The 22,092-nt window shown below is 37.0% G+C and carries 16 protein-coding genes; 12 read left to right on the top strand and 4 right to left on the bottom strand.

What is annotated here, in order from left to right:
- Window positions 1-83: 83 nt before the first annotated feature.
- Complete coding sequence (locus PING_RS21120) at window positions 84-299, bottom strand: hypothetical protein (protein WP_049752995.1); 216 nt, start codon at window positions 297-299, stop codon at window positions 84-86.
- A gap of 307 nt (window positions 300-606) precedes the next feature.
- On the opposite strand from PING_RS21120, the gene dusA reads away from it, so the two are divergent.
- Window positions 607-1,599, top strand: coding sequence for a tRNA dihydrouridine(20/20a) synthase DusA (dusA, locus tag PING_RS16070; protein ID WP_011771374.1), 993 nt, complete (start codon window positions 607-609; stop codon window positions 1,597-1,599).
- Between the two features lie 17 nt (window positions 1,600-1,616).
- The gene (locus PING_RS16065) at window positions 1,617-2,225 is read left to right on the top strand and encodes a DUF4136 domain-containing protein (protein ID WP_011771373.1); all 609 of its coding nucleotides are present in this window, start codon (window positions 1,617-1,619) and stop codon (window positions 2,223-2,225) included.
- Window positions 2,226-2,315: 90 nt separating this feature from the next.
- Here the strand turns inward: PING_RS16065 and aroQ are convergent, their stop codons facing one another.
- Together aroQ and acs are read right to left on the bottom strand one after the other, a co-directional pair.
- Window positions 2,316-2,765, bottom strand: coding sequence for a type II 3-dehydroquinate dehydratase (aroQ, locus tag PING_RS16060; protein WP_011771372.1), 450 nt, complete (start codon window positions 2,763-2,765; stop codon window positions 2,316-2,318).
- 87 nt (window positions 2,766-2,852) lie between these two features.
- Complete coding sequence (gene acs / locus PING_RS16055) at window positions 2,853-4,802, bottom strand: acetate--CoA ligase (RefSeq protein WP_011771371.1); 1,950 nt, start codon at window positions 4,800-4,802, stop codon at window positions 2,853-2,855.
- Between the two features lie 609 nt (window positions 4,803-5,411).
- Between acs and PING_RS16050 the strand changes: the two genes are divergently transcribed.
- On the top strand, window positions 5,412-6,764 hold the full coding sequence (locus PING_RS16050; RefSeq protein ID WP_011771370.1) for a hypothetical protein: 1,353 nt from the start codon (window positions 5,412-5,414) through the stop codon (window positions 6,762-6,764).
- Window positions 6,764-7,411, top strand: a complete 648-nt coding sequence (locus tag PING_RS16045) for a type IV pilus modification PilV family protein (protein ID WP_011771369.1) — start codon at window positions 6,764-6,766, stop codon at window positions 7,409-7,411. Before PING_RS16050 ends, PING_RS16045 begins: the two co-directional genes overlap by 1 nt.
- Before the next feature lie 67 nt (window positions 7,412-7,478).
- Here PING_RS16045 and PING_RS16040 read toward each other — a convergent pair whose 3' ends face one another.
- A complete protein-coding gene (locus PING_RS16040) occupies window positions 7,479-7,688 on the bottom strand; it encodes a SlyX family protein (protein ID WP_011771368.1) in 210 nt (69 codons plus the stop codon).
- 504 nt (window positions 7,689-8,192) lie between these two features.
- Between PING_RS16040 and fkpA the strand changes: the two genes are divergently transcribed.
- The 8 genes from fkpA (at window position 8,193) to PING_RS16000 (ending at window position 21,902) form a co-directional block, all read left to right on the top strand.
- Window positions 8,193-8,975: an FKBP-type peptidyl-prolyl cis-trans isomerase gene (gene fkpA / locus PING_RS16035; protein WP_011771367.1), complete on the top strand. Its 783-nt coding sequence runs from the start codon at window positions 8,193-8,195 to the stop codon at window positions 8,973-8,975.
- Between the two features lie 456 nt (window positions 8,976-9,431).
- The gene (locus tag PING_RS16030; RefSeq protein WP_011771366.1) at window positions 9,432-10,634 is read left to right on the top strand and encodes a BaiN/RdsA family NAD(P)/FAD-dependent oxidoreductase; all 1,203 of its coding nucleotides are present in this window, start codon (window positions 9,432-9,434) and stop codon (window positions 10,632-10,634) included.
- A 592-nt stretch (window positions 10,635-11,226) separates the two neighbouring features.
- Window positions 11,227-12,264, top strand: coding sequence for a ComEC/Rec2 family competence protein (locus PING_RS16025; protein ID WP_011771365.1), 1,038 nt, complete (start codon window positions 11,227-11,229; stop codon window positions 12,262-12,264).
- Window positions 12,248-13,753: a HamA C-terminal domain-containing protein gene (locus PING_RS16020; protein WP_011771364.1), complete on the top strand. Its 1,506-nt coding sequence runs from the start codon at window positions 12,248-12,250 to the stop codon at window positions 13,751-13,753. The genes PING_RS16025 and PING_RS16020 overlap by 17 nt, the downstream gene beginning before the upstream one ends.
- A gap of 3 nt (window positions 13,754-13,756) precedes the next feature.
- Complete coding sequence (locus PING_RS16015; protein WP_011771363.1) at window positions 13,757-16,243, top strand: DEAD/DEAH box helicase; 2,487 nt, start codon at window positions 13,757-13,759, stop codon at window positions 16,241-16,243.
- 555 nt (window positions 16,244-16,798) lie between these two features.
- Complete coding sequence (locus PING_RS16010) at window positions 16,799-18,940, top strand: hypothetical protein (RefSeq protein WP_011771362.1); 2,142 nt, start codon at window positions 16,799-16,801, stop codon at window positions 18,938-18,940.
- A gap of 136 nt (window positions 18,941-19,076) precedes the next feature.
- On the top strand, window positions 19,077-20,450 hold the full coding sequence (locus PING_RS16005; RefSeq protein ID WP_011771361.1) for an HNH endonuclease: 1,374 nt from the start codon (window positions 19,077-19,079) through the stop codon (window positions 20,448-20,450).
- Window positions 20,451-21,080: 630 nt separating this feature from the next.
- The gene (locus tag PING_RS16000; protein WP_083761775.1) at window positions 21,081-21,902 is read left to right on the top strand and encodes a TnsA endonuclease N-terminal domain-containing protein; all 822 of its coding nucleotides are present in this window, start codon (window positions 21,081-21,083) and stop codon (window positions 21,900-21,902) included.
- Window positions 21,903-22,092 lie beyond the last annotated feature (190 nt).

Genomic DNA, 22,092 nt, shown 5'->3' with positions numbered 1-22,092 from the left:
TTCACACTCTAGCCTACCAAAAGTTGGCTTTTATATTAAAAACGGGAAGCGCTTTTTTCATCACCGAACGAAGGTAGGCAATGTCATGGTAAATGGTAAATGGTAAATGGTTTGCGGTTTAGCGCCTGCAGCGAGTCTATTTTTGCAATGCTCAATAATGTCGCTGATTTCAGTGAGTCAGTTTGGATATTCGCAATGTCACAATCACTAAGCATCTTAATCACATATTGCTTAGTTTGCCCGGTGTTATCCCAAAGAGAGCTATCATTGATAAACTTATCAAGCAGATCACCAATCAAACAGGTTTTCTGCTTGTTAACGCCAAACTCTTCTAGCTCTTGGGTTTTGTTTCTTCCCCAGGTTCGGGCCAGTTCTTTTTTTTGAAAGTCTTAGACTCTCTGTGTATGATAGCCCCCTTATTTTTAACGATTATTACAGCTTTAAATCGTTACTCTTTATTCGCTAATTTCCGAGTTTCAATTGAGAGAGATGCCATGAATCCTACTTTTTGAGGGGGACTATAGGAATACTATAAGTAAGGCAAAATTAACGATAATTAAACGCAATTAAACGCAAAACCAGTATATAGAAAAGTGAGCAATAGCAATGATAAACCCAGATACAGCCTGCATTTACCCAAGCAACCGCTTCTCCATAGCACCGATGCTCGATTGGACGGACAGGCACTGCCGATACTTTCATCGTGTTATGAGTAAAAATACTTTGCTCTATAGTGAGATGGTAACGACTGGCGCTATCTTATATGGCAAAGGGGATTACCTGCAAAAAGATGCGGCTGAACATCCGGTTTGTCTGCAATTAGGCGGATCAGCACCGGTTGATTTAGCCACCTCGGCACTGGCAGGTAAAGAACGCGGCTTTGATGAGATTAATTTAAATGTTGGCTGCCCATCGGATCGTGTGCAAAACGGTCGCTTTGGTGCTTGTCTGATGTCGGAAGGTGAGTTGGTTGGTGATGCCATAAAAGCCATGAAAGATGCAACGGGTTTACCCGTCTCGGTGAAAACACGGATCGGCATTGATGATTTAGACTCCTACGCTTTTTTATGTGACTTTGTTGGTAAGGTTGCGGAAAAAGGCTGTGATACTTTTGTCGTGCATGCACGTAAAGCCTGGTTGAGTGGTTTAAGCCCTAAACAAAACCGTGATGTACCACCACTTGATTATGAGCGTGTATACCAACTAAAAAAAGATTTTCCGCAGTTGACCATTGCTATCAATGGCGGTATTAAAACGCTTGATGAATGTGAAACTCATCTACAATATCTTGATGGTGTTATGTTGGGCAGAGAAATTTACACTAATCCTTATTTATTAAGTTCTGTTGATCAGCGCTTGTTTGCCGGCAATGAAAAAATATTAACCCGCTTTGAGGTGTTAGAAAAGATGTATCCCTATATTGAGCAGCAACTCAGCAATGGGGCGTATTTTAAGCATGTTGCCCGTCATATGTTGGGATTATTCCAAGGTCTGCCGGGTGCGCGGGCTTGGCGTCGCCATCTGAGTGAAAACGGCCACTTGCCGGGAGCTGGCATTGAAGTGATGGAAAAAGCGGCGGCATTTGTTGTTGAGGGTTAATTTTTAGTGGAGATAATATGAGAAAAACAGTTTTACTGGTTGGTTTTTTGGTTGCCTGGTTAAGCCTTAGCGGGTGTACTGCCTTATCCCCAGAAGCCAAATTACAACAGGCGGAAATACAGAAAGAAGTGCAGCGTATCACGCTGGTCAGTAGCGCGAACCCTAAAAATGTATTACCTGCCTTTACGGATTTTACTTGGAATAATGAATATAACCTGGTTTTATCAGCTGTTGATAGTAAAAGAGAACAACAGCTTAAGGTCTATATTCGCAGCGAAATAATTCGTTATTTAGCGATTAAAGGTTATGTCTATCAACCTGATCCTGTGCAGGCTGATGTTGTGATTGGTTTTTTATTTGCACTGGAAGATCAGCGCGCCGATGGGGCGATTCAACAAAATTTTGGTTTATTACCCCGATTGCACGGCGCCAAAGTCAATTTTCCCGGTTATAAACAGGGAACAGTGATGCTTAATGTGCTCAGTGCGGATTTGAAAAAGGTCTACTGGCGCTCTGCTATGCAAGGTATTAAGGATTTGGAAAAAATGCAGGATGATCCAACGGGCAAGAAAATACAATCTATTTTGGGCATTATGATGGGTAATTTTCCACCGGCAGGCCACTAGTTCTTTTGTTTAGTATTAAAAGCCCTAATAGTAAACCATGGGGCTTTTAATTATCACAAGCCATATTCAATCATCACCATCAACATTCAATCAAATATTGCGTAATTTACCAATCGCGCTCTGCAGGGCAAAAGAGTAACCTTTTGCGCCTAAACCACAAATAACACCCTGTGCAATATCAGATAAGTATGAGTGATGACGAAAACTTTCACGTGCATGTACGTTGGAAAGGTGTACTTCTATAAAAGGAATATTAACCCCTAATAGCGCATCACGAAGCGCAACACTCGTATGCGTAAATGCCGCCGGATTAATAATAATAAAATCAATTTTCTCAAAGGCGTCGTGGATTTTTTCAATCAGCTCGTATTCACGGTTTGATTGCAGGTGTGATAATGCAACATTCTGCAGCGCAGCTTCATCGGTTAACGCTTTAATGATGTCATCAAGCGTCTTACTGCCGTAGACCTCGGGTTCACGTTGCCCTAATAAATTAAGGTTAGGCCCATTTAAAACTAATAACTTTATTTGTTGTGTCATAAAAAAAAGACTCCCAGAAACAATGTTCTGGAAGTCTATCTGCTCTGCTGGCCGCATGCCAGTAGAAATGTTGCTAAAGTGAGCGGACTAGCTCGTTTCGCGATTCTCTTTAATAAGTTGCTCAACAACACTTGGATCGGCCAGTGTTGAAATATCACCTAAAGAATCACTTTCACCCGTTGCTATTTTACGTAAAATACGACGCATAATTTTACCTGAGCGTGTTTTAGGTAAACCTTCTGCCCAATGTAAAATATCAGGTGTTGCAATTGCGCCAATCTCCTTACGTACCCATTGTTTAACTTCAGCGTACAATTCAGGAGAAGGGTACTCACCTTCATTTAAAGTGACATAAGCATAAATACCCTGACCCTTAATTTCGTGTGGTACGCCAACAACAGCGGCTTCCGCTATTTTAGGGTGAGAAACTAACGCACTTTCTATTTCAGCGGTGCCCATACGGTGACCTGAAACATTTAGTACGTCATCAACACGTCCTGTTATCCAGTAATATCCATCGCTGTCACGACGCGCGCCATCACCGGTAAAGTACATCCCCTTAAAGGTGCTGAAATAAGTTTGTTCGAAACGGTCATGGTTGTTATAAAGTGTCCGCATCTGTCCTGGCCAGCTATCTAGCATCACTAAGTTACCTGCAGCTTCACCCTCTAAAACGACCCCTTCACTATCAACAATAGCGGGTTGAACACCAAAGAATGGACGGGTTGCAGAACCTGGTTTCAGATCGGTCGCACCAGGAAGCGGACTAATTAATATGCCGCCAGTTTCAGTTTGCCACCAGGTATCAACGATAGGACAGCGTTCATCACCTATTTTGTTGTAGTACCATTCCCATGCTTCAGGATTAATTGGTTCTCCAACCGAGCCTAAAATACGCAATGAAGAACGGTGTGTCCCTTCAATCGCCTGATCACCTTTTGCCATTAGTGCGCGGATTGCCGTTGGTGCAGTATAAAGAATAGAAACTTTGTGTTTATCAACAACTTCACTCATGCGTGCAGGTGTAGGGTAATTGGGTACACCCTCAAATATTAATGATGTTGCGCCATTAGCAAGCGGGCCATAAACTGAATAAGTGTGCCCGGTGATCCAGCCTACATCGGCAGTACACCAGTAAATATCACCTTCCTGGTAATCAAATACATATTTAAACGTCATGGCTGCGTAAACCAGATAACCGCCGGTAGTATGCAGTACACCTTTAGGCGTACCTGTGGAGCCCGAAGTATAGAGAATGAAAAGCGGATCTTCAGCATTCATCGCTTCTGGTTCACATTCACTTGATTCATCAGCACAAACTGATTCCCAGTCAAGATCTCGACCGACAACCCAGTTGACTTCTCCACCAGTATTTTTAAAGACAATCACACTTTTTACGCAGTCTGTGCCGTCTTTTGTCAGTGCTTCATCAACATTCGCTTTAAGCGGTACAACACGTCCACCACGACGACCTTCATCTGCGGTAATAACTATTTTTGCACTACTGTCAACAATACGTCCGGCAATCGCATCGGGCGAGAAACCACCAAAAACAATTGAATGAACCGCACCGATACGTGTACAGGCAAGCATGGCAACGGCCGCTTCCGGCGTCATTGGCATATATAAACAAACAACATCACCCTTTCTAACACCTTGGGATTTTAATACATTGGCAAACTGACAAACACGTTGATGCAGCTGCTTATAGGTGATTTTTTCATCTTTATCCGCTGTATCACCTTCCCAAAGAATGGCAACCTGGTCACCTTTAGTGGCAAGGTGACGATCGATACAGTTAGCTGAAACGTTAAGTTTTCCGTCTTCAAACCATTTAATGCTGACATGACCTGAATCGAAGGAGCTATTTTTGACTTTTGTATAAGGTTTAATCCAATCTAAAATTTTACCTTTTTCACCCCAAAATGCGCTCGGATCGCTAATTGAAGCTTGATATTGTGTTAAATACTCTTCATTAGTCAGTAAGCTATTTTTTGCTAGGTTATCTGTTACGGGGTAAATGTGCTCTTCACTCATTGTTTAACTCCATTTTTTAAAATAAACCAATCACCTGCTAATGAGGAAATGATTGTAATTGCTGATTAATTCGGAAGAGAGTGTAAAGCAGAGCCGATGACTAAATTGTGAGGTAGCTAAAATTTGTTGCATAAATGTAAATTAAGGCCGTGATTAAAACTTGTTCTGCGATCTGTATCAATAGCAGTGGTGGTGATCTTTTTTGTTGCGCGATTAAAGGTTATGGTTTTTTTTATAATTATTTCATTTTTATGCTGGCTTTCCTAAACTGAACTGGAGAAAAGTAAATTTTTTACTATTCTCTAAATGGGTAGATTTAAAGCACCTGAAAGTATGGATTTGAAAATATGACAAGGATGCTCACAACCTCAACATGGTTTTTACCTCCCTTTATTAGTTTCAATTCATTGTAAGTGATTACAAAATTGAACGTTAATATCCATCCGGCAGAAGGTTATAGGAAAATTTCATATCGCTTTAAAGTTACTGAAAAAGTAAAAGAGAATATCTAATGAGGCTTTTTACCTTAGTCCTCCGGATTGGCCTATTTCATATTGATAAGGTATTTCAATTTTGATCTATCTTAAATGACTTTTCTGGAGTCTAGTAATGAACTCTATTAACCAAAATAAAGGATTTGTGGTGTTAACCACGACGGTTTTGTTAAGTATCGCCAGCATTGCATTTACAGCACAGATGGCATCGACTCAACTACTTGACAATAAAATTGTGGCTAATGATTACCGTAATAATGAGGCCTTTGTTAATGCGGAATCGGGTATCAATTTACTGCTGAGTAGACTTGATGATCCAATCCGCGGGCCTGAGATTTTCACTCGTGCAACTTATGATGACAGTACAACTTATACTGACAGCTCAACAGATAACCCCTATAGAGTGACACTCACTTGGCTTAATGCCAATACGCTGGAATTGGTCTCAACGGGTAAATCTATGGATGGCAGTGCACAGCGAATCATTTCTCTGCAAATTACTCCTGAAATGAGTTTTAATCTTCCCCAAGCAGCTGTTTCATTCAATGGAAGAGTGAATCTGGATGAATTGGCTATGGTTAATAATGGTTGTGAGGGGTTTAGTGCCGCGGATTGTGAATCTCCGGGTAATTTTGCAGATTATCAACTGGTCAGTCATCCTGAAAATCCAACCGCAATGGGTTTATGCCCCGGATCGGTTGATAACAAGGCTTTTTATGAACCGATAACGGCGGATAACTCGCTGGAAGTAGGCTCGTCTGATACTCACGGTAATACTATTAAATGGCCAAATAATGTACCTGCCAATTCTTATTTTTTTGAAACACTCGCAGGTGGTTCAGAGCCCACTTCACTGTTTGAAAGCACCTTTGGAGTGAGTAAAGCTGCGGGTGTCACTGCATTAAACGATGCTGCTGATAAAACGGCTGCTGGTGATGTTGTGAATACTAAAGTGGCGAAAGTTGTTGGCGGGGAAGGCTGCTCGAGCCGCTTACAGGCCTTAGGAGACGAGATAAATGCTATTTATATCACTGGAGATTGTGAGATAGACCCAAGTGATACGGAAAATAAATATTTTTATATCGGTACAGTGAATGATCCCAAAATGGTCTTTATAGAAGGTGGAACCTTTACCGGTCCATCCGGCACTGACATTTCAGCCAACAGAGTCGCATCTGTTAGTGGCATGCTGTATTTCCTTCCTGGCAAGCACGATGTTTTGGATGCCGATGGGAATGTGGTGGCTACCGAGGAAGATTCAATTGTTGATATGCAGGGAGTAAGGGTTAACGGCACAGTGTTAAGTGAATACAGTTGTTCATATGATCAAGCCGAGCATAGGACTAAGCAACCATTTTCTGTACGTTATGATAAAGCAGTACTTGATACATTATACGGAAATATAGATCGGAACCGCCTTACCTATAACGGTTATAGTATTGTGCAGGGGTCATGGAGGGATTTTTAATGTTTAAAAAAACAGCTCAAAATGGTTTTTTACTGGTTGAAATATTAGTGTCATTATTAATAGTCAGTTTAACCGCTGTAAATATAACCGGTTTACAAAAACTGATTGTTGAGCAAAATCGCGATAATGTGGCGCATACTGAAGTGATTGCCCTGGCAAACCAGAAAATGAATGAATTACTCAGCTATAACAATGCCACCAGTCTCGATGCGCTTGTTGATATTACGGAGACACCCGGCCTGACAACCTTTAATCTGGAATGGACAGTCATTTCCGATTCTGCTTCCGATCCCGATGAAAGTGTCAATATTCGTACCGTCACACTGAATATAAAGTGGGATAATTCAAAAGGAAGTGAGCAAACCTATACCTATTCAGAAAAAATTAACTTAACACCGTCAAGGGCCAATATTGAATCTGTTTTTGAAACCAATAATTTCAGCTATTTCAACCCTAAAAAAACATACAACAACAAGGACTTTGTTATTTATAATAGCGAATTATTTCAATTTTCTGCTGGCAATAGTCATCCTCGTGATGTTAATAACCCTGAAACTGTTTCCGATGGTTGGACAAGTTATGGTTTAATCAATAATAAAGACCTGAAAAATAATTCGGATTTAGACACCTTATTTTCACCCCCTTAATCTGCAGCGCGTTTACCACCAAAATATTGAAGCTTTTTCAGTATTCAAAAGCTTCAATATTACCTTACTAATAATGAGGAGGTGCCATCTCTTCTTTTTCCGATGCAAGTTGGTTGGGCTGGGCATCTTTTAATTTTATTGCCAGCACCGCAAGTTGTTCGCTAATTAATTGTAATTTGCGTTGTTGTTGAAAGATTTCTTCATTTAAGGTCTCAATATTGTCTTCATGAAAGGCGACTTTCATTTCCAGTTGTTCAATGCGTTTTTCCTTATCCATTCTGCTTCCTATCTTTTAGGGCAATAAAGCGTTTTTTAACTAAGCCATTTTTTAACTAAGTCTTTAAGTATACTACTTCTGCTTTAAGAGATGTTTTTTTTCTATCTATAAATAAAGATGAACTACTTCGGTGTTTACCTGTCAATAAACGGTGCGTTATAGTGTGCACTGGGAAAAATAGATTTCAGAATTTATTGGCAAGAAAAATCTTATTATTAGACATCGTAAGTGTTAGCTTTGGCAATTTCTGTTGCCCGCAGCCTTATGTCGACCAGTATTACTGGTGTTAATAAAAAAATTCTAAAATAAGATGCAATAACAAAACAACTATTTGATAGTATTAACTTAAGGCGCTGTAATAAATTATATCGTTAATTGAATTTCCTTATCATTAGCGCTAGAGTTGTGAAAATCTGAAAATTTTAATCCTCGTTTTTTCTCTTTTTAAGAAAGAGAAAACAAAAAAACAGTTAATTTAATAATAAGAAACAATTTGGAGTAACAATGAAAAATGTATTTAAAGTTTCGTTATTAGCCGCTGCGGTAGCATTTACTGTAGGGTGTGAAGACAAACCAGAGCCCGTCGCTCAAGAAAAAGTACAAGAAGAAGTTGTAGAAAAAGTAGCTTTCGAAAATGATGCTGAGAAAGCTGCCTATGCAATTGGTGCCTCATTTTCAACACAGATTAAAGCGGGTGTTGCTAAACAAGCTGAATTCGGATTAGAGACCCTTGATACAGAAGCTATTATTGCCGGTGTTACTGATTCGCTACGTGGTAATTCTAAGTTAACCGAGGAAGAGGTGGTTGCAACCGTCAATGCTTATGGTAAACAAGTACAAGCTGCCGCAGAAACTAAAATGAAAGAAGAAGGCGAAAAGATGGCTGCACAAGCAGCACTATTTTTAACTGAAAATGCCAAGGCCGAGGGTGTTACCGTGACTGACTCTGGTTTACAGTACTCAGTAATGACTGCAGCAGAAGGGCCTAAACCTCAAGCTGAAGATACAGTAACAGTACATTATGTAGGAACCTTGGTTGACGGAACTGAATTTGATAGCTCAATCAGTCGTGGTGAACCTGCTAAGTTCCCGCTTAACCGCGTTATTCCTGGTTGGACGGAAGGTGTGCAGTTGATGAGTGTTGGCGAAAAATACAAGTTTGTTATCCCAGCTGAATTAGCTTACGGAGAGCAAGGTGCAGGTTCAATTCCTCCTGGTGCAACTCTGATTTTTGAAGTTGAATTATTAGATCTCGAAGCTCCTAAAGCCGCGGTTTCTCCAGAATAATAACTAGCATCAAGTGTTAATATCAAGGCCGCTTTAGTGGCCTTTTTTTTGGGCTATTTATTTTACAGCTTCCTATTTTACGCGATCATCAATTTCCATTTATCAGCTTCCATTTCTATTTTATCGATAAGCAAATACCAGACCAAGACTGCGCTGCAAGACTTTTCCCTGCTAGTGACCCATCATGCATTTTTCCTGCGCCCAAATAGAACACTCTGATCGGTTAAATGGGGTAATTGATCCGTTTTATATTTTTAAGACCAGTTTTAAATGCACCCTATCAATAGGGGAGTTGAAGACATACCATCCAAAAAAATATAAATTTAATCTAATTAATGTAAAGTTAATGTTAACTGCTAACAATGGACTGTTTTTAAGTTTCTTTGCGGTAGTGAATGCTTGTCGAACTCCCCTTTAAATAGTGTATCCTTAGCGCATTAATTGATGGGGTGAAATATGTGGGATGTAATTATCATAGGTGCAGGTGCATCGGGGCTGATGTGTGCGATTGAAGCGGGCAAGCGCGGGCGTAAGGTTTTAGTACTTGAACATGCTAAGCGAGCAGGTCAAAAAATAATTATGAGTGGTGGTGGACGTTGTAATTTCACCAATCTCTATACGGAGCCGGCTAATTTCCTTTGTGATAATCCGCATTTTGTCAAATCGGCATTAAGCCGTTATACCCAGTGGGATTTTATTGCGCTGGTAGATAAACACAAAATAAGCTGGAATGAACGCGATCACGGACAACTATTCTGTGATGATAGTGCCAAGCAAATTGTCGCCATGTTACTTAATGAGGCTAAAGAGGCAGGGGTACAAGTCCAAGTTCAATGTGAAATATTCAGTCATGCCAAATTAGCAGATAACCATTTCTCCGTACAAACTAAATTAGGCGATTATGAATGCCACTCATTGGTGGTTGCTACGGGGGGGTTATCTTTACCTAAAATGGGGGCAACACCGCTGGCTTATAAAATTGCCGACCAATATGAAATACCAGTTAAAGCGACCCGGGCAGGCTTAGTCCCTTTCACCCTGCAGCCGAGCCAAAAAGAAAAATTTGCTGAATTATCCGGTATTGGTCTACCAGCACGGGCAACTTGCCAGGTAACCAGCGGTAAAAAAAGCAAAGATATAAGCTTTAGCGAAGCGCTGTTATTTACCCATCGTGGGTTAAGCGGCCCAGTTATTTTGCAAATATCAAATTACTGGCAGGTGGGTGAGAAAATCAGCTTAGATCTTCTACCTGACCTGGATCTTTTTGCTGAGCTGTTACATGCCCAGAAAAATCATCCCGATCAAGCCTTGAAAACAGTGTTAGCGCAACAGTTACCCAAACGTGTTGTTGAGTGTTTATTAGCATTTTCAGAGATCGAAAGCTTACCGCTTAAACAGTATCACGAAAAGCAGCTTCAGGAGATCACCCAACTCTTTCAGCACTGGTCCCCAGAAATTAACGGTACAGAGGGCTATCGCACCGCAGAAGTCACCCTTGGTGGTATCGATACCGATTTTGTCTCATCAAAAACCTTTGCCTGCAAAAGTGTGGCTGGTTTGTATTTTATCGGCGAAGCATTAGATGTGACCGGTTGGCTGGGAGGATTTAATTTCCAATGGGCATGGGCATGTGGCTGGGCAGCAGGGCAAGAGGTTTAATGTAATCATGGAATTAGAACGAAGACTATTTGAACTCAACGAAGACAATCTTTTTCCATATTCAAGGTAAGTTTCTGTATTTAAAGGAAATAGATTGTCTTCGTTTGGAAGTGAACACCAGAAACGCCTTAAGTAATTTTACGTTTATGGTGGTGGAAATCTGTTCTGTAGATGTCCTCCTGTTGATGACTGGTAATGAAGTTTGTGACTAACTAGGGTCAAAATATTTTGAAAGGCGAATCTTTATAATTGAGGATTCGCATTTTTTATTTTCTTAATTAACAACTGAATACAGAGTATTTAAGAGATATTCTCAAAGCTTGGCATTCTCAGTTCGATAGTTCAGCCATAGTGTTAACATAGCTCTCCGGCTATCAAACATCCGCGCTTTCACTATATGTACTTCCTACATAGTCTCCTGTGCATTAACAGGTTATCTTCAAGTGCTCTTAACCTAATTTATATCAATTATTTGTGTGTGTGAAAGTAAGTGTAACTCTTTGACTTAATAGTCCTTTAATCTATGTCACATTAAAATCATGTTTGATTGTGTTAGAGTACACTATCCAAGTGCATAATTGTTGTTTACGTAATGTCTCAACTTAAAATTCAATTCATAAATGCAGGCGTAGGTGATTGTACTCTCATCACTGATCTAGTCTCCAATAAGAAAATATTAATAGACTCAGGTCCGAGTAAGGGCGTTGGCAGATTGACGGTTACGAGTGTACTAACGCGTATCTTAGGTGGTAATAAAGATATTGATTTAGCTATACTTACTCACAACGATGACGATCACATTGGTGGGTTTACAGGTTTGATCACCAATAATATTGTTAAAATTAACAAGATTATTTTTAACACGGTAGCTGAACTAGAAGACGATCAATTTGTAGATTCTGGAAAAGCATCATATCGACAAGACTTGAACTTATATAAAACCGTCAAGGATACAAATATTGATATAGAGAGCCTTGTAGTTCATGAGGGTAGTTTAAACACTATAGAACTTGGGGATATTACTCTTCGGTTTATTTCACCAAATATATCTAAAATGAGTAAGCTAAAAAGCTGGGCTATTAGAGAAGAGAAGGTGGCAGTAAAAAAAGAAGAAGAACGTTTGGCTAAAAGTAAAAAGGCATCTAAAAATGTCAATTATACTTGTCTTGACGACGCTTTAGACGCTATCAATTTAGAAGATACATTCGAGCCAGATACTAGAGAGCCTAACGGTTCCTCTTTTGCTTTCATATTAGAATATGGCGATAATCGTTTATTATTTCTTGGTGATTGCCATATGGATATTGTGGAAGCCTATCTAGCGGATCAGGATAAACCACAAATTTTTGACCTTGTTAAACTGTCACATCACTCTAGCGAACATAATAATAGTCAGGAATTTTTTAACCAAATTGATTGTGAGAATTTTGTTGTTTGCAGCGATGGCTATAATACTCATGGTCACCCTTCAATGAAAACTATCGCCAGACTTACCAAAAGATTTCCTGAGTCATTTATACACTTTACCTCGGAGAGCGACAGGATCAAAACTTTTACACAATCATTTGAAGACAGATGCCATTTCCCATTGGATAATGCCTTAGAGTTCACATATGACCTATCAAAATAATATTGTATCTATAAAAGTTGGAGCACCTGAGAGCACTGGGTTTGCTTTCAAAAGTGCTTGTGGAAAAAGCAAGTATGTTATTACTTCAAAGCATAGTATTTGCATTGATAAGCCAAGTTGTAAGCTTATATCTTCAGGAGTAAATGCATGTAGGAGTTGTCCTGCAAACATTGATAATTCACAAATTACAATCAAATTTCAAGATCGAGAACCAGTTAAAGCTATAGCTTCTTTTAAATCAGACAAATCAGATGTTGCTCTGTTAGAACTAGAAAGTGAACAACCTGGCTTAGAATTATTGAAGTGCTCTTTTGATGATGCTAATGATTATTTGATGTGGAAACATGACAAAGCTTGTATTCTCTTAGATAATAAGAGAGTAAAAGAACAGTCGTATGTTTTATATAATTTGAAAAGTTCAACTTTCTCTGATTTTTTACCTAAGAGTCAAGTTATACCTGGGTATTCTGGAACACCAATATTTTCAATTGACACAAATAACACTCCAACTATTCACGCGATTCTGACTGATAACGAGGAAAACAACGATATTGGTGCAGAATTAATTACTCGTGAGCTACTCCATGAACTTTCCTTAAAATCATCTATTACAATAAACTATAACTTTAGTTTATTGTCTAAAAATATAAGTACTTCATTTATTGATACTTGTTTTGATTTTTATTACGAACATAATCTAGAAAATAATAATAAAATCAAAGTATATTCACTTCCATTTTCTGATTCTAACAAGTTTGATTTATCAAAAATTGTTGACTATTTGACTGAAAATATGAGTAGAAGTGTATTTCCACCCAGAGAAGTTGAATTGTCGCAAGGTGATCAAATGAAAGTGTTTGAAGCCTTCAATAAATTCCTATCTGAGCCTCAAGATATATATAGTAAGCCAGCATTACTACAAAATTTGGTTGAGTCCGATCTTTTAGCCCCAACGTTATATAAATCAACGAAACAGAATGAATTCAGCTCCATTCATATCAGAGAGTTCCTTCCTGAAAAATTTGAATTCGTGATGACTAAATTCTTTAGTGATAGCGATCTTGTTGAAGCGGTTGATAAATGTGCCAACTCCTTAATTGATGCTAACAATAATGCAAGTGGAAGCTCCTTGCTACTTGAGCAAAGCTTCGTTCAGCAATCAGTATCAATTAAATATGCAGATTTAATTTCTAAGTTAATACTGCCAGAAAATGAAATGCATGTTGAATATAACTTTGGCTTATTAAGTACTTACAGATTAGATATTGATTCTGATGTCTATAGTGTAAGAAACTTGAATGATAAGAAGCAAGCGATAAAAGATAACATAATGGTTCACTTAAAAGATAAGCATGCAATGATTTCTTCTATATTTGATGAACATCTATTTATGGGGAAAACATGTTATCTGTACTTGATTCCGATCAATGAGGTCGGAGAGTTAAATAAATTGATGCATGCTAAAATCAATTCAAATATAAACGGTTGATATATGAGTGCTAATATAACTTTAATAGATAAATTAACCACAGACTCAATTAAAAGCGTTCATTTTAATGCTTTATATCAAACACTTTCGATTGCTTACGCAGATAGCAAGCTTAAAATTCCGTCGTTTATAACATCAAAAAAAACTGATGATTTATGTAGATATGCGGATATCTTTAGTCTGTCAGAAGAATCTGAGTATAGAGTATTAGCTTATCGTATTATTGTAAAATTACTTGGAGTCTCGGAGAAAAAGCCTGCTTTGGGTAGTATGGCTAGGTCTATTTTCACCAAGCTTGGCCTGTTTTTTTCCGAATCAAGATTTGATAAGGATGAACATCCGTTGCCTTACGAGCGTGAAGTTAGCAACATTCTAAAAAGAGATAGACAGAAGTTGCCTTTCGGGAATGAAGTGTTTACAGACTCACAGTATGAAGTTTTTACTAGTTTAACTGAGCTTGATAACTTTAGTTTTTCAGGTCCAACGTCATTTGGCAAGTCATTTATAATTAGAAGCTATATATTTGACTGTATCAGTAATAAAAAAAATGTAGTTATTTTAGTACCTACCAAAGTACTCATTGAAGAATATATAAGGGAAATCAGAAAGACAATAAAAGTTGAAGGCTGGGGTAATGTAAATTTATCAAAGAATGCACAATCCTATATTGAAGATAAGATAAATATCTTAATTTTAACTCCTGAACGATTCAATAATTTAATTTATACCGACTTAGAACTATCAATTGATGTATTGGTTGTTGATGAAGCACACAAACTTGGTGATGATGATGAGCGATCAATGACATCCTTTAAAGTTATTCAAGAAACTAGAAAAAGATTGCCTACTTGTAAAGTAATCTTTAGTTCTCCTGTTATAAGTAATCCTTCAGTATTCTTAGAATCGTTTGGGCTAGATGGTCGAAATTCAATTGAAGCAATAGAAGGTCCAGTAACACAGAATTTGTTTTTTATCGATTTATTGAATAATAGTAGTCAGTTTTATAATGAAGTAAGTAAAGAATTTTATACACATACAAAAGAGTTGAAAATTGAAGATATGTTTAGCTTCATTCGGAGCGTTACTTCTAAATCCTCACTAATCTACTGTACTTCTAAATCAGGCTCAGTAAGTGATGCTGTATTATTTGCTGAGGACTTACCTTTATTAACGAATCCAAAATTAGTTGCAGCATCTAAAAATATTAAAGAATTGATTCATGAAGAGTATTTCCTTTCTGATTTATTGTTAAAAGGCGTTGCATTTCATAATGCTGACTTACCAAAAAATGTACGAAGTATTATCGAAAGTCTTTATCAATCTCGTGAAATAGCTTACTTGTTTTGCACATCAACTTTATTAGAAGGTGTTAATTTACCAACAGGTAATTTGTTTTTAAGATCGTTTAAAACTAGAGGCAAAATTACTAACAAAACAAAGTTAGATTTTTGGAATCTAGCGGGGCGTGCCGGAAGATATACCAAAGAGTTAGATGGCAACATTTTTTGTATGCGAGACACTTCAAGTAGTTGGGGAAACATCTCAACTCTTGTTGAGAAAAAGAATGAAGTGAAAGCTGACACATCTGCATTAAAACGCTTAATGCGTGGTCGAAAGATTATTAATGTACTAAAGGATGGTCCATTAAATGAGGAGAAACAAGAAAGAATTATGGATCAAATATCTAACATGATTCTTTCAGACTATATGGAGAATAAACAAAAAAATCATCCTTCAAGTTTGATGAACTTAGTACCAAAAAAGTTCCATAGTGGATTATTTAAAGTGTTAGAGGACAAACTTAGAGATAGTGGGATCAATGAAGTACCACGGCAGTTATTTGCTATTGGGCATAATATATCCATTGAGCGACATATAAACGTTCTTTCCGATATTAAAGAACAGCCAGTAATATTGAGTTCATTAAACGGTAGCGATACTTATCCGTTGTTTGAAAGGGTCTGCAAAGTTTATAAGTTAAAGTTCTCAACAGCTCAAATTAATAGGCTTTACCGCATTGCTCAACAATGGATTCATGGTTTTTCATTAAAGGATATTATTAATAATTCTTTGGATAATTGTTCAACTGTGGTTATTTATAGAGGAGGGCCTATCGAAAACTTCGACCGGACAAATAAGGCTCATGTTAACGCTATAATCAATGGGGTCATCTCTTCTATAGAGCATGATATTGGTTATGAATTGGAGTTATACATAAACCATTATTATCAACATCTAGTTAACTCTTTGGGGAGCGAGGGGGCAGGTATCAATCTTTCAACCTATCTAGAGTTAGGAACAAATGACAAGTTTGAAATATCACTACAAAATTATGGATTTAGTAGATCTGTTGCATCAGAGCTGATCAAGTTCTATAAGGAATTTATAAAATTTGATGATGAGAACGTTGTTGTATCTATCGACACTGTAAATCTTCTCGCAAGATTAGGTAAGAATAGTATTGCTTTTACAGAAGTTGGTAATGTTTAGTTAGTATCTATCCAATAGTTAATCTCATTCAGATAGAACTTACTTAGCCACCCATTGGAACTAGCCTTACATACACACCCATAATAATTGGCGAATATTTACCCACTGCAATTAGATAGCCACCCATTACCAATTACATAGCCACCCATTGGGGGCACGGGGCCAGGTCTTTCATTTTGCATTATCTTGTTTTTTTACTCGCAGCTACAATACGACTTAATGATGAACAATAAGGGGACTGGGGTCTTTCTTTTTGCTTTTTTAATAATTTTGGTCATGCCATTCGAGCAAAACGCAAAACCTGACGCGAATGATACATAATATAGAGAAGTTAAGAAACAGCCTGCATTAAATCAAGGGTGAAGCCCTAATATTAAATAATCCGCCCTACACCCCCAATAAACCAATTTACCACTCAATTTAATCAGTCACTTATTAAAATTTGAATGATCCGTTGAATATCAAGTAAATATAAATTACCTTGGTTTTTATTTTAAGCGGATAGGCTGAAAATGAGAAATTCTACAGCCTCGTTATGCATTTCTAGGAAGTTTTATGTTAACAACAACATTAAGGCACATTATAGTAGTGCCAGAGAACATTTCTGATGAGAACTGTACGTTCTTTCAAAGATACTCTCATGAGATAGCAACTAGTTATCAGTGGGTATTTGATGCGTTGTCGACAGTTCCTCATGATGTGCTAGAACCATTTTTAGACAGCGTAAGTTATGCGAAATCAAAAGTGGCAGGCTCATCACTTGATGTGTATATGATTAAGTCAGATTTATTGCGAGAATCACACATCGATTTTGACAGAGAGTTTAATATTCTGTGGAGCTCTGAGGAAACATTTTTACAAGTAAAAGCCTCAGAAGAGCTTTTTAAGTATAAGCCGCTTCATATAACCAGCTATAAAACTAAAGAGGCTGAATTTATAGGAAACTTTAGTCCAGAATCTTTAAATGAGACAATAAACGACTTCATTTATCGAGTACTATCGGAGATGGATAAAAGTCAAACCGTTGATGATATATTGTCTATTGTTTCATCTGAAAGTAAAAAAAATCACACTAAATTTAAGTTTGAGCCTCTAAATCATAATTGTACTAGACCACTCTATAAAACCTTAACCGGTTATGGTTTCTATGCCGAGAAATGCGAAGATATCAAACCTAGCAATAATATAGAACAACATGTAAAGGGCATGACAAATTTATCAAAATTGATTGATGATATAAGAAGTGAATTACAAATACCAAGTCATATGATAAAAAATGATGCAATAATATATTGTATGTCTATGTGCTCATTTTTATATAAACAAAATAGTAGTTTATGGAATGAGATTTATAGGAAGTTAGATAAACCTAAGAGAGATTTCCTAAAAAATGCAATTATTAGAAATAAACTATTTTCAAATTTTACCATATCAAATGCAGAAGTTTTCAATCCTTATGATGATCCGATTATATCGGGGCTATTAAGAGAAAGGCAGACAGAACTAAACTTGTTTGCAAGCGTAGCTACTATTGTAGGTGTCAATCAGTTTGCACCTGCTCTCCGATTACCAAATGGAGTAATGCTTCATCATGATTTATTAAAAAATATATTATCATTAATTTGTAATCCAAGCCGGAAATCTCATCGTAATCTAAATGCGAAGCTAAAAAACTATAGTGAAACACTAAAGAAGGAAATTGGGCAGGAATTACTTGATGCATCTCTTAAAAATAAGAACAAGATACTTACAATGTGTGACTTTCCCATCGAATGGATAAATATAGATGGGTTTCCTATTATGTTTACGCATGAAATATCAAGAATTCCGACAACTCCGGGTAACTTGTGCTCTCAATTAGCATTAACAGGGCAGAGGATCATACTCCCATATGATGCATTTAAAGATATATTGATTATCAGCTCTTTTAAGAGTTTCGACCCGATAAAAGGTCACCTTAACTCATCTCTTGAATATTTTAAATCAAATGGTTTTTACGACAATCTAAATATTGTGGAAGTTAATGTTGACTCAGAATCTGAATTAATAAGTGAGTTAAATAAGTTCCAAGGTAATATTGTTATATTTGATTGTCACGGAAATCATGGTGGCGAGAAGGAACATGGCTGGTTATGTATAGGAGACGAAAAAGTTGATGTTTGGTCGTTAGCAAATAAGAGTCGGATCCCTCCAATAATAATTTTAAGTGCTTGTAGCACTCACCCTATTGACGGTTCACATGCATCGGTTGCTAATGGGTTATTTCGTTGTGGAGCTGTGAGTGTGATAGGAACGTACGCTCCAATACGAGCAGATCATGCAGGGCAATTTGTAGCAAGGCTATTGCATAGGGTAGCAGTGTTCATACCATTTATTGTGAAAAATCGAACTATTACTTGGCGTGAAGTAATTAGTGGATTTTTAAAAATGTCATATTCTACGGATGTACTTAGCTACATGGCAGAAGATATGAAAATGCTAACAAAAGAACAATATAGAGATATACATAACCAAGCGAATTACATCATCAATAGTAATGCTCCAGAATGGACAAGCAAATTTATTAGTCTTATTTCTGAGAAAATTGGCAAAGATGAAAGTGAAGTCAAAGAGTTAATAGCAGACAATTTTCAGTTTGTAGAAACGATGTTGTATTCTCAATTAGGAAGACCAGAAAATATAATAATTTGCGAATAAAATGCATTAGTTGCTGCACGCTGACTCGATACAGTTGTCGCAGTTTTTGCTAAAAGAAAAAGCAGCACCAACTTACTCGCCGGTGAGTAAGTTGCCTAGCTCCTCTTATAATTAAAAATCTAATTTGGTTAGAAATATGAAGAACTGTTATTTTTGTAAAAAAGAATTCGATACTGTTAATGTTAGAATGCATGATGAGCACATAATACAAAATTCAATTGGTGGTAAATTGACGTCATCAGATATCCTTTGTGAAAAATGTGGTGGGGTTTTAGGACAAAATGTTGATGAAGCTTTTACTCGTAATCTTTCTCCTCTTTCTGTTCTGTTGGATTTAGCAAGGGATCGCGGTGAAAGCTCAAAATCAAGAATTAGAATTGTTATGAATGATGGCTCAGTGTTAAATGATGATAATGTAACGTTTGAGTTAAAAAATGACTTCTCCATAATACCATCAAGACCAGTTTATATTCTCAATGAGGATGAAAAAACATTAAATATTTTTGGGGCTACGCTTAAACAAATCAATCAATTCGAAAAAAGCAAAGTCATAAAAAAACTAATTAATGAGGGATATAAGGTAAAGAAAGAGGTAAATGTAGCGTCTTATGTCAATTCTGCTGTATTAGATATTAACTATGAATCACCTGATATTCTTAGAGGTATATTAAAAGCTGCTATAGGTTTCGCTTCTCACCATGGTGTTCCTAATAAGTATTTATCTCAACTGACTAATGTTTCAAAGTTGATTGACAGTGATAATTTTATACATAATCGCGTTTGGCAGTATTATCCAACAACAGATGAAGAAAAAATCTATGAAACTAATAAAGAAAAGCATGAGGATTGGTACCCAAATCATCAAATTTATTTATTTAATATAGGTGAAAATTTATATTGTTACGTAGAGTTATTTGGCGTCATACAAAAATACGTTCATTTGACTGATAGTTATGATGGAGATGAAATAAGAGAAAAATACCTACAAAAAACGACTAAGTGGGAGTTTAATGAAGAAGATTGGAAACCGAGACGTTTAAGTGACTTGCAAATATTAGCTCAACAATTTGATGTACCATATAGCAATGAAAAGATTGACGATATAGGAAAAACTATTTTGCAAAGAGCAAGATCAAGATCTTATATTATAGATTCTGAGTCACAAACTGAAAAGGTTGAAAAAATAATGCAAAGTATAATTTTGTATACAACCTCAGATATAAGAGGATATGCTATTGTTGATGAGCTACACGATAAGGCTGATATGGCAAAATCAAAGTTTAATTTTTCGCTTGTAGATAAGATAAAGAATAACCCATTGAGTGCTATGCAATTGATGCATAAAGATTATTCTGACTTTAGAATTGGTGATGTTAATAATAGCTGTCCTCTAAAATCTAAAAGTTTATCTGAAAATGCAAAAAACAAATATGTGGCTTATAAAGCGTTTGAGTTATTATCTAGCTTAAATCTTGAAAATAAAATTGAATTTAAAGTTATTGACCCGTAAAGAGCTATAAGTTAATCAACAAGGACAAAATACGGCTGGCTATCTCGCTGTGCTCGTATTTTAGCCAACCGCATTTTGCCTGTTATTAAGTAATAAAAGTGCATCCATACCTTATCTACTTTTAAATCATCACATTAAAGAAAATACCATCCCTTACTCAACTAAAAATTAATTTTTTAAGCATTAAATCTCCAATTACCCCTCGTACGACAAAACTAAATAACCCCTTCAATTTCTATGCTATCTGATTGTTTTAATATAAAAAACCATTTCAAACCAAGTGAACAAATGAAATTTATCATTCCGGGATAATGACATTTGGCGATTACTGACATATTAATTTTTTTGTGAAAAATAATGAACATCTTTATTTAACAACCAATGAGTTAATCGTTTTTTTGTTGTTGTAAAGTGGTGGTTTATTGCCATTTATATCGGTCTTGATATAATAAGTCATTGATTTTATTGATAATATTTTCTTGATCTGTTTTCGTTTTAGTACTAGTCTACCTATTGTGTATTCACTCAATAAGGTAAAGTTAAATGAATAATCAAACTCAAAATTTCAAACAGAAAAAAAATCACCGAGTCGATGTTACCGCATTGATGATTTCGTATGAGTAGATAGTTGTGGCAAAAAAAACTCAACGAATGGATTTGCAGCGTCAGCATAATTGGTATGTAGCTCACCGACTGAGTCTCGAATTTGAAGAAATTATGTATGACCCGTTCTGGCGCGTGGAAGACGTCCGAAGTTCGGGTATAAAAACCAAAATCGCACATTTTTCGACACCAGGGAGGGTAATGCATCTGCTGTCGCAGAATGAATTGTGGATGTATTTAGATTTGGCACAAAACTCAGATATTGTTGAAACCTATGAGCAGTTTGCCATCCCGCTCGATTTTTCTCTTCCTATAGCCAAGGAATTAGGGGTAAAGCATCCCGTTTACATCGGCAGTCAAAATGTTCCGATTATTCAAACCATCGATTTTGTTTCTATCCGCGATGATGGCACTCGAGTGGCCCATCCTGTGAAACAGGAATCTGATGCGTTACGTGAGCGCACCATGGAAAAATTGGCGATACAGGAGGCTTATTGCGAACTGGAATACATTGATTATCAGTTAACGACTAGTACTGAACTGCGCACTGTAAAAAGTGAAAGTCTTGAAGCCATGTATCGTCATCGTAATGTAAATCCATTTTTAAAATCCGCGTTTGAGGTTTGGCTTTCTAATTTTTTGGGGTGCCTATCAGATGACAGACATGATCGCGCTTCCAACATTCTTGAGCGCTCTGCTCTGATAAGTGGCGTCGAATATCAACAAGCAGCTTCATTTTTTTACTGTGCTCTTTGGAATGATCGCCTTCAGATGGATTGGAAAAAGCGATTAAAGCTCGAGTTACCCGCATCGGATCTGGGGATACACGAACATGTCCTTGTCGCTTAATCCTAAACGCTCAGCAGAGCTTAAGTTAAATTCTGGATTTGGTCCCTCTGAAGAGGCTTTATTACCCGTTTATATCGGAGAATATGAAATCTCTGAAGACTACCTTATTGTTTTTGTTGATCTTTCAATTAATGTGTTGTGCGCCATCAATCTGGACTCTACTGCTCGATTTCCGATAAAACTGAATTAT

The sequence above is a fragment of the Psychromonas ingrahamii 37 genome (genome assembly GCF_000015285.1).
GTDB classification, from domain to species: Bacteria; Pseudomonadota; Gammaproteobacteria; order Enterobacterales; family Psychromonadaceae; genus Psychromonas; species Psychromonas ingrahamii.
Note: the sequence above shows the minus strand (reverse complement) of the source record. Positions and strands in the feature narration are given on the sequence as shown.

Coding starts and splice junctions, on each gene's coding strand:
- dusA (WP_011771374.1), top strand. CDS start 607: ATGATAAACCCAGATACAGCCTGCATTTACCCAAGCAACCGCTTCTCC.
- PING_RS16065 (WP_011771373.1), top strand. CDS start 1,617: ATGAGAAAAACAGTTTTACTGGTTGGTTTTTTGGTTGCCTGGTTAAGC.
- aroQ (WP_011771372.1), bottom strand. CDS start 2,765: ATGACACAACAAATAAAGTTATTAGTTTTAAATGGGCCTAACCTTAAT.
- acs (WP_011771371.1), bottom strand. CDS start 4,802: ATGAGTGAAGAGCACATTTACCCCGTAACAGATAACCTAGCAAAAAAT.
- PING_RS16050 (WP_011771370.1), top strand. CDS start 5,412: ATGAACTCTATTAACCAAAATAAAGGATTTGTGGTGTTAACCACGACG.
- PING_RS16045 (WP_011771369.1), top strand. CDS start 6,764: ATGTTTAAAAAAACAGCTCAAAATGGTTTTTTACTGGTTGAAATATTA.
- PING_RS16040 (WP_011771368.1), bottom strand. CDS start 7,688: ATGGATAAGGAAAAACGCATTGAACAACTGGAAATGAAAGTCGCCTTT.
- fkpA (WP_011771367.1), top strand. CDS start 8,193: ATGAAAAATGTATTTAAAGTTTCGTTATTAGCCGCTGCGGTAGCATTT.
- PING_RS16030 (WP_011771366.1), top strand. CDS start 9,432: ATGTGGGATGTAATTATCATAGGTGCAGGTGCATCGGGGCTGATGTGT.
- PING_RS16025 (WP_011771365.1), top strand. CDS start 11,227: ATGTCTCAACTTAAAATTCAATTCATAAATGCAGGCGTAGGTGATTGT.
- PING_RS16020 (WP_011771364.1), top strand. CDS start 12,248: ATGACCTATCAAAATAATATTGTATCTATAAAAGTTGGAGCACCTGAG.
- PING_RS16015 (WP_011771363.1), top strand. CDS start 13,757: ATGAGTGCTAATATAACTTTAATAGATAAATTAACCACAGACTCAATT.
- PING_RS16010 (WP_011771362.1), top strand. CDS start 16,799: ATGTTAACAACAACATTAAGGCACATTATAGTAGTGCCAGAGAACATT.
- PING_RS16005 (WP_011771361.1), top strand. CDS start 19,077: ATGAAGAACTGTTATTTTTGTAAAAAAGAATTCGATACTGTTAATGTT.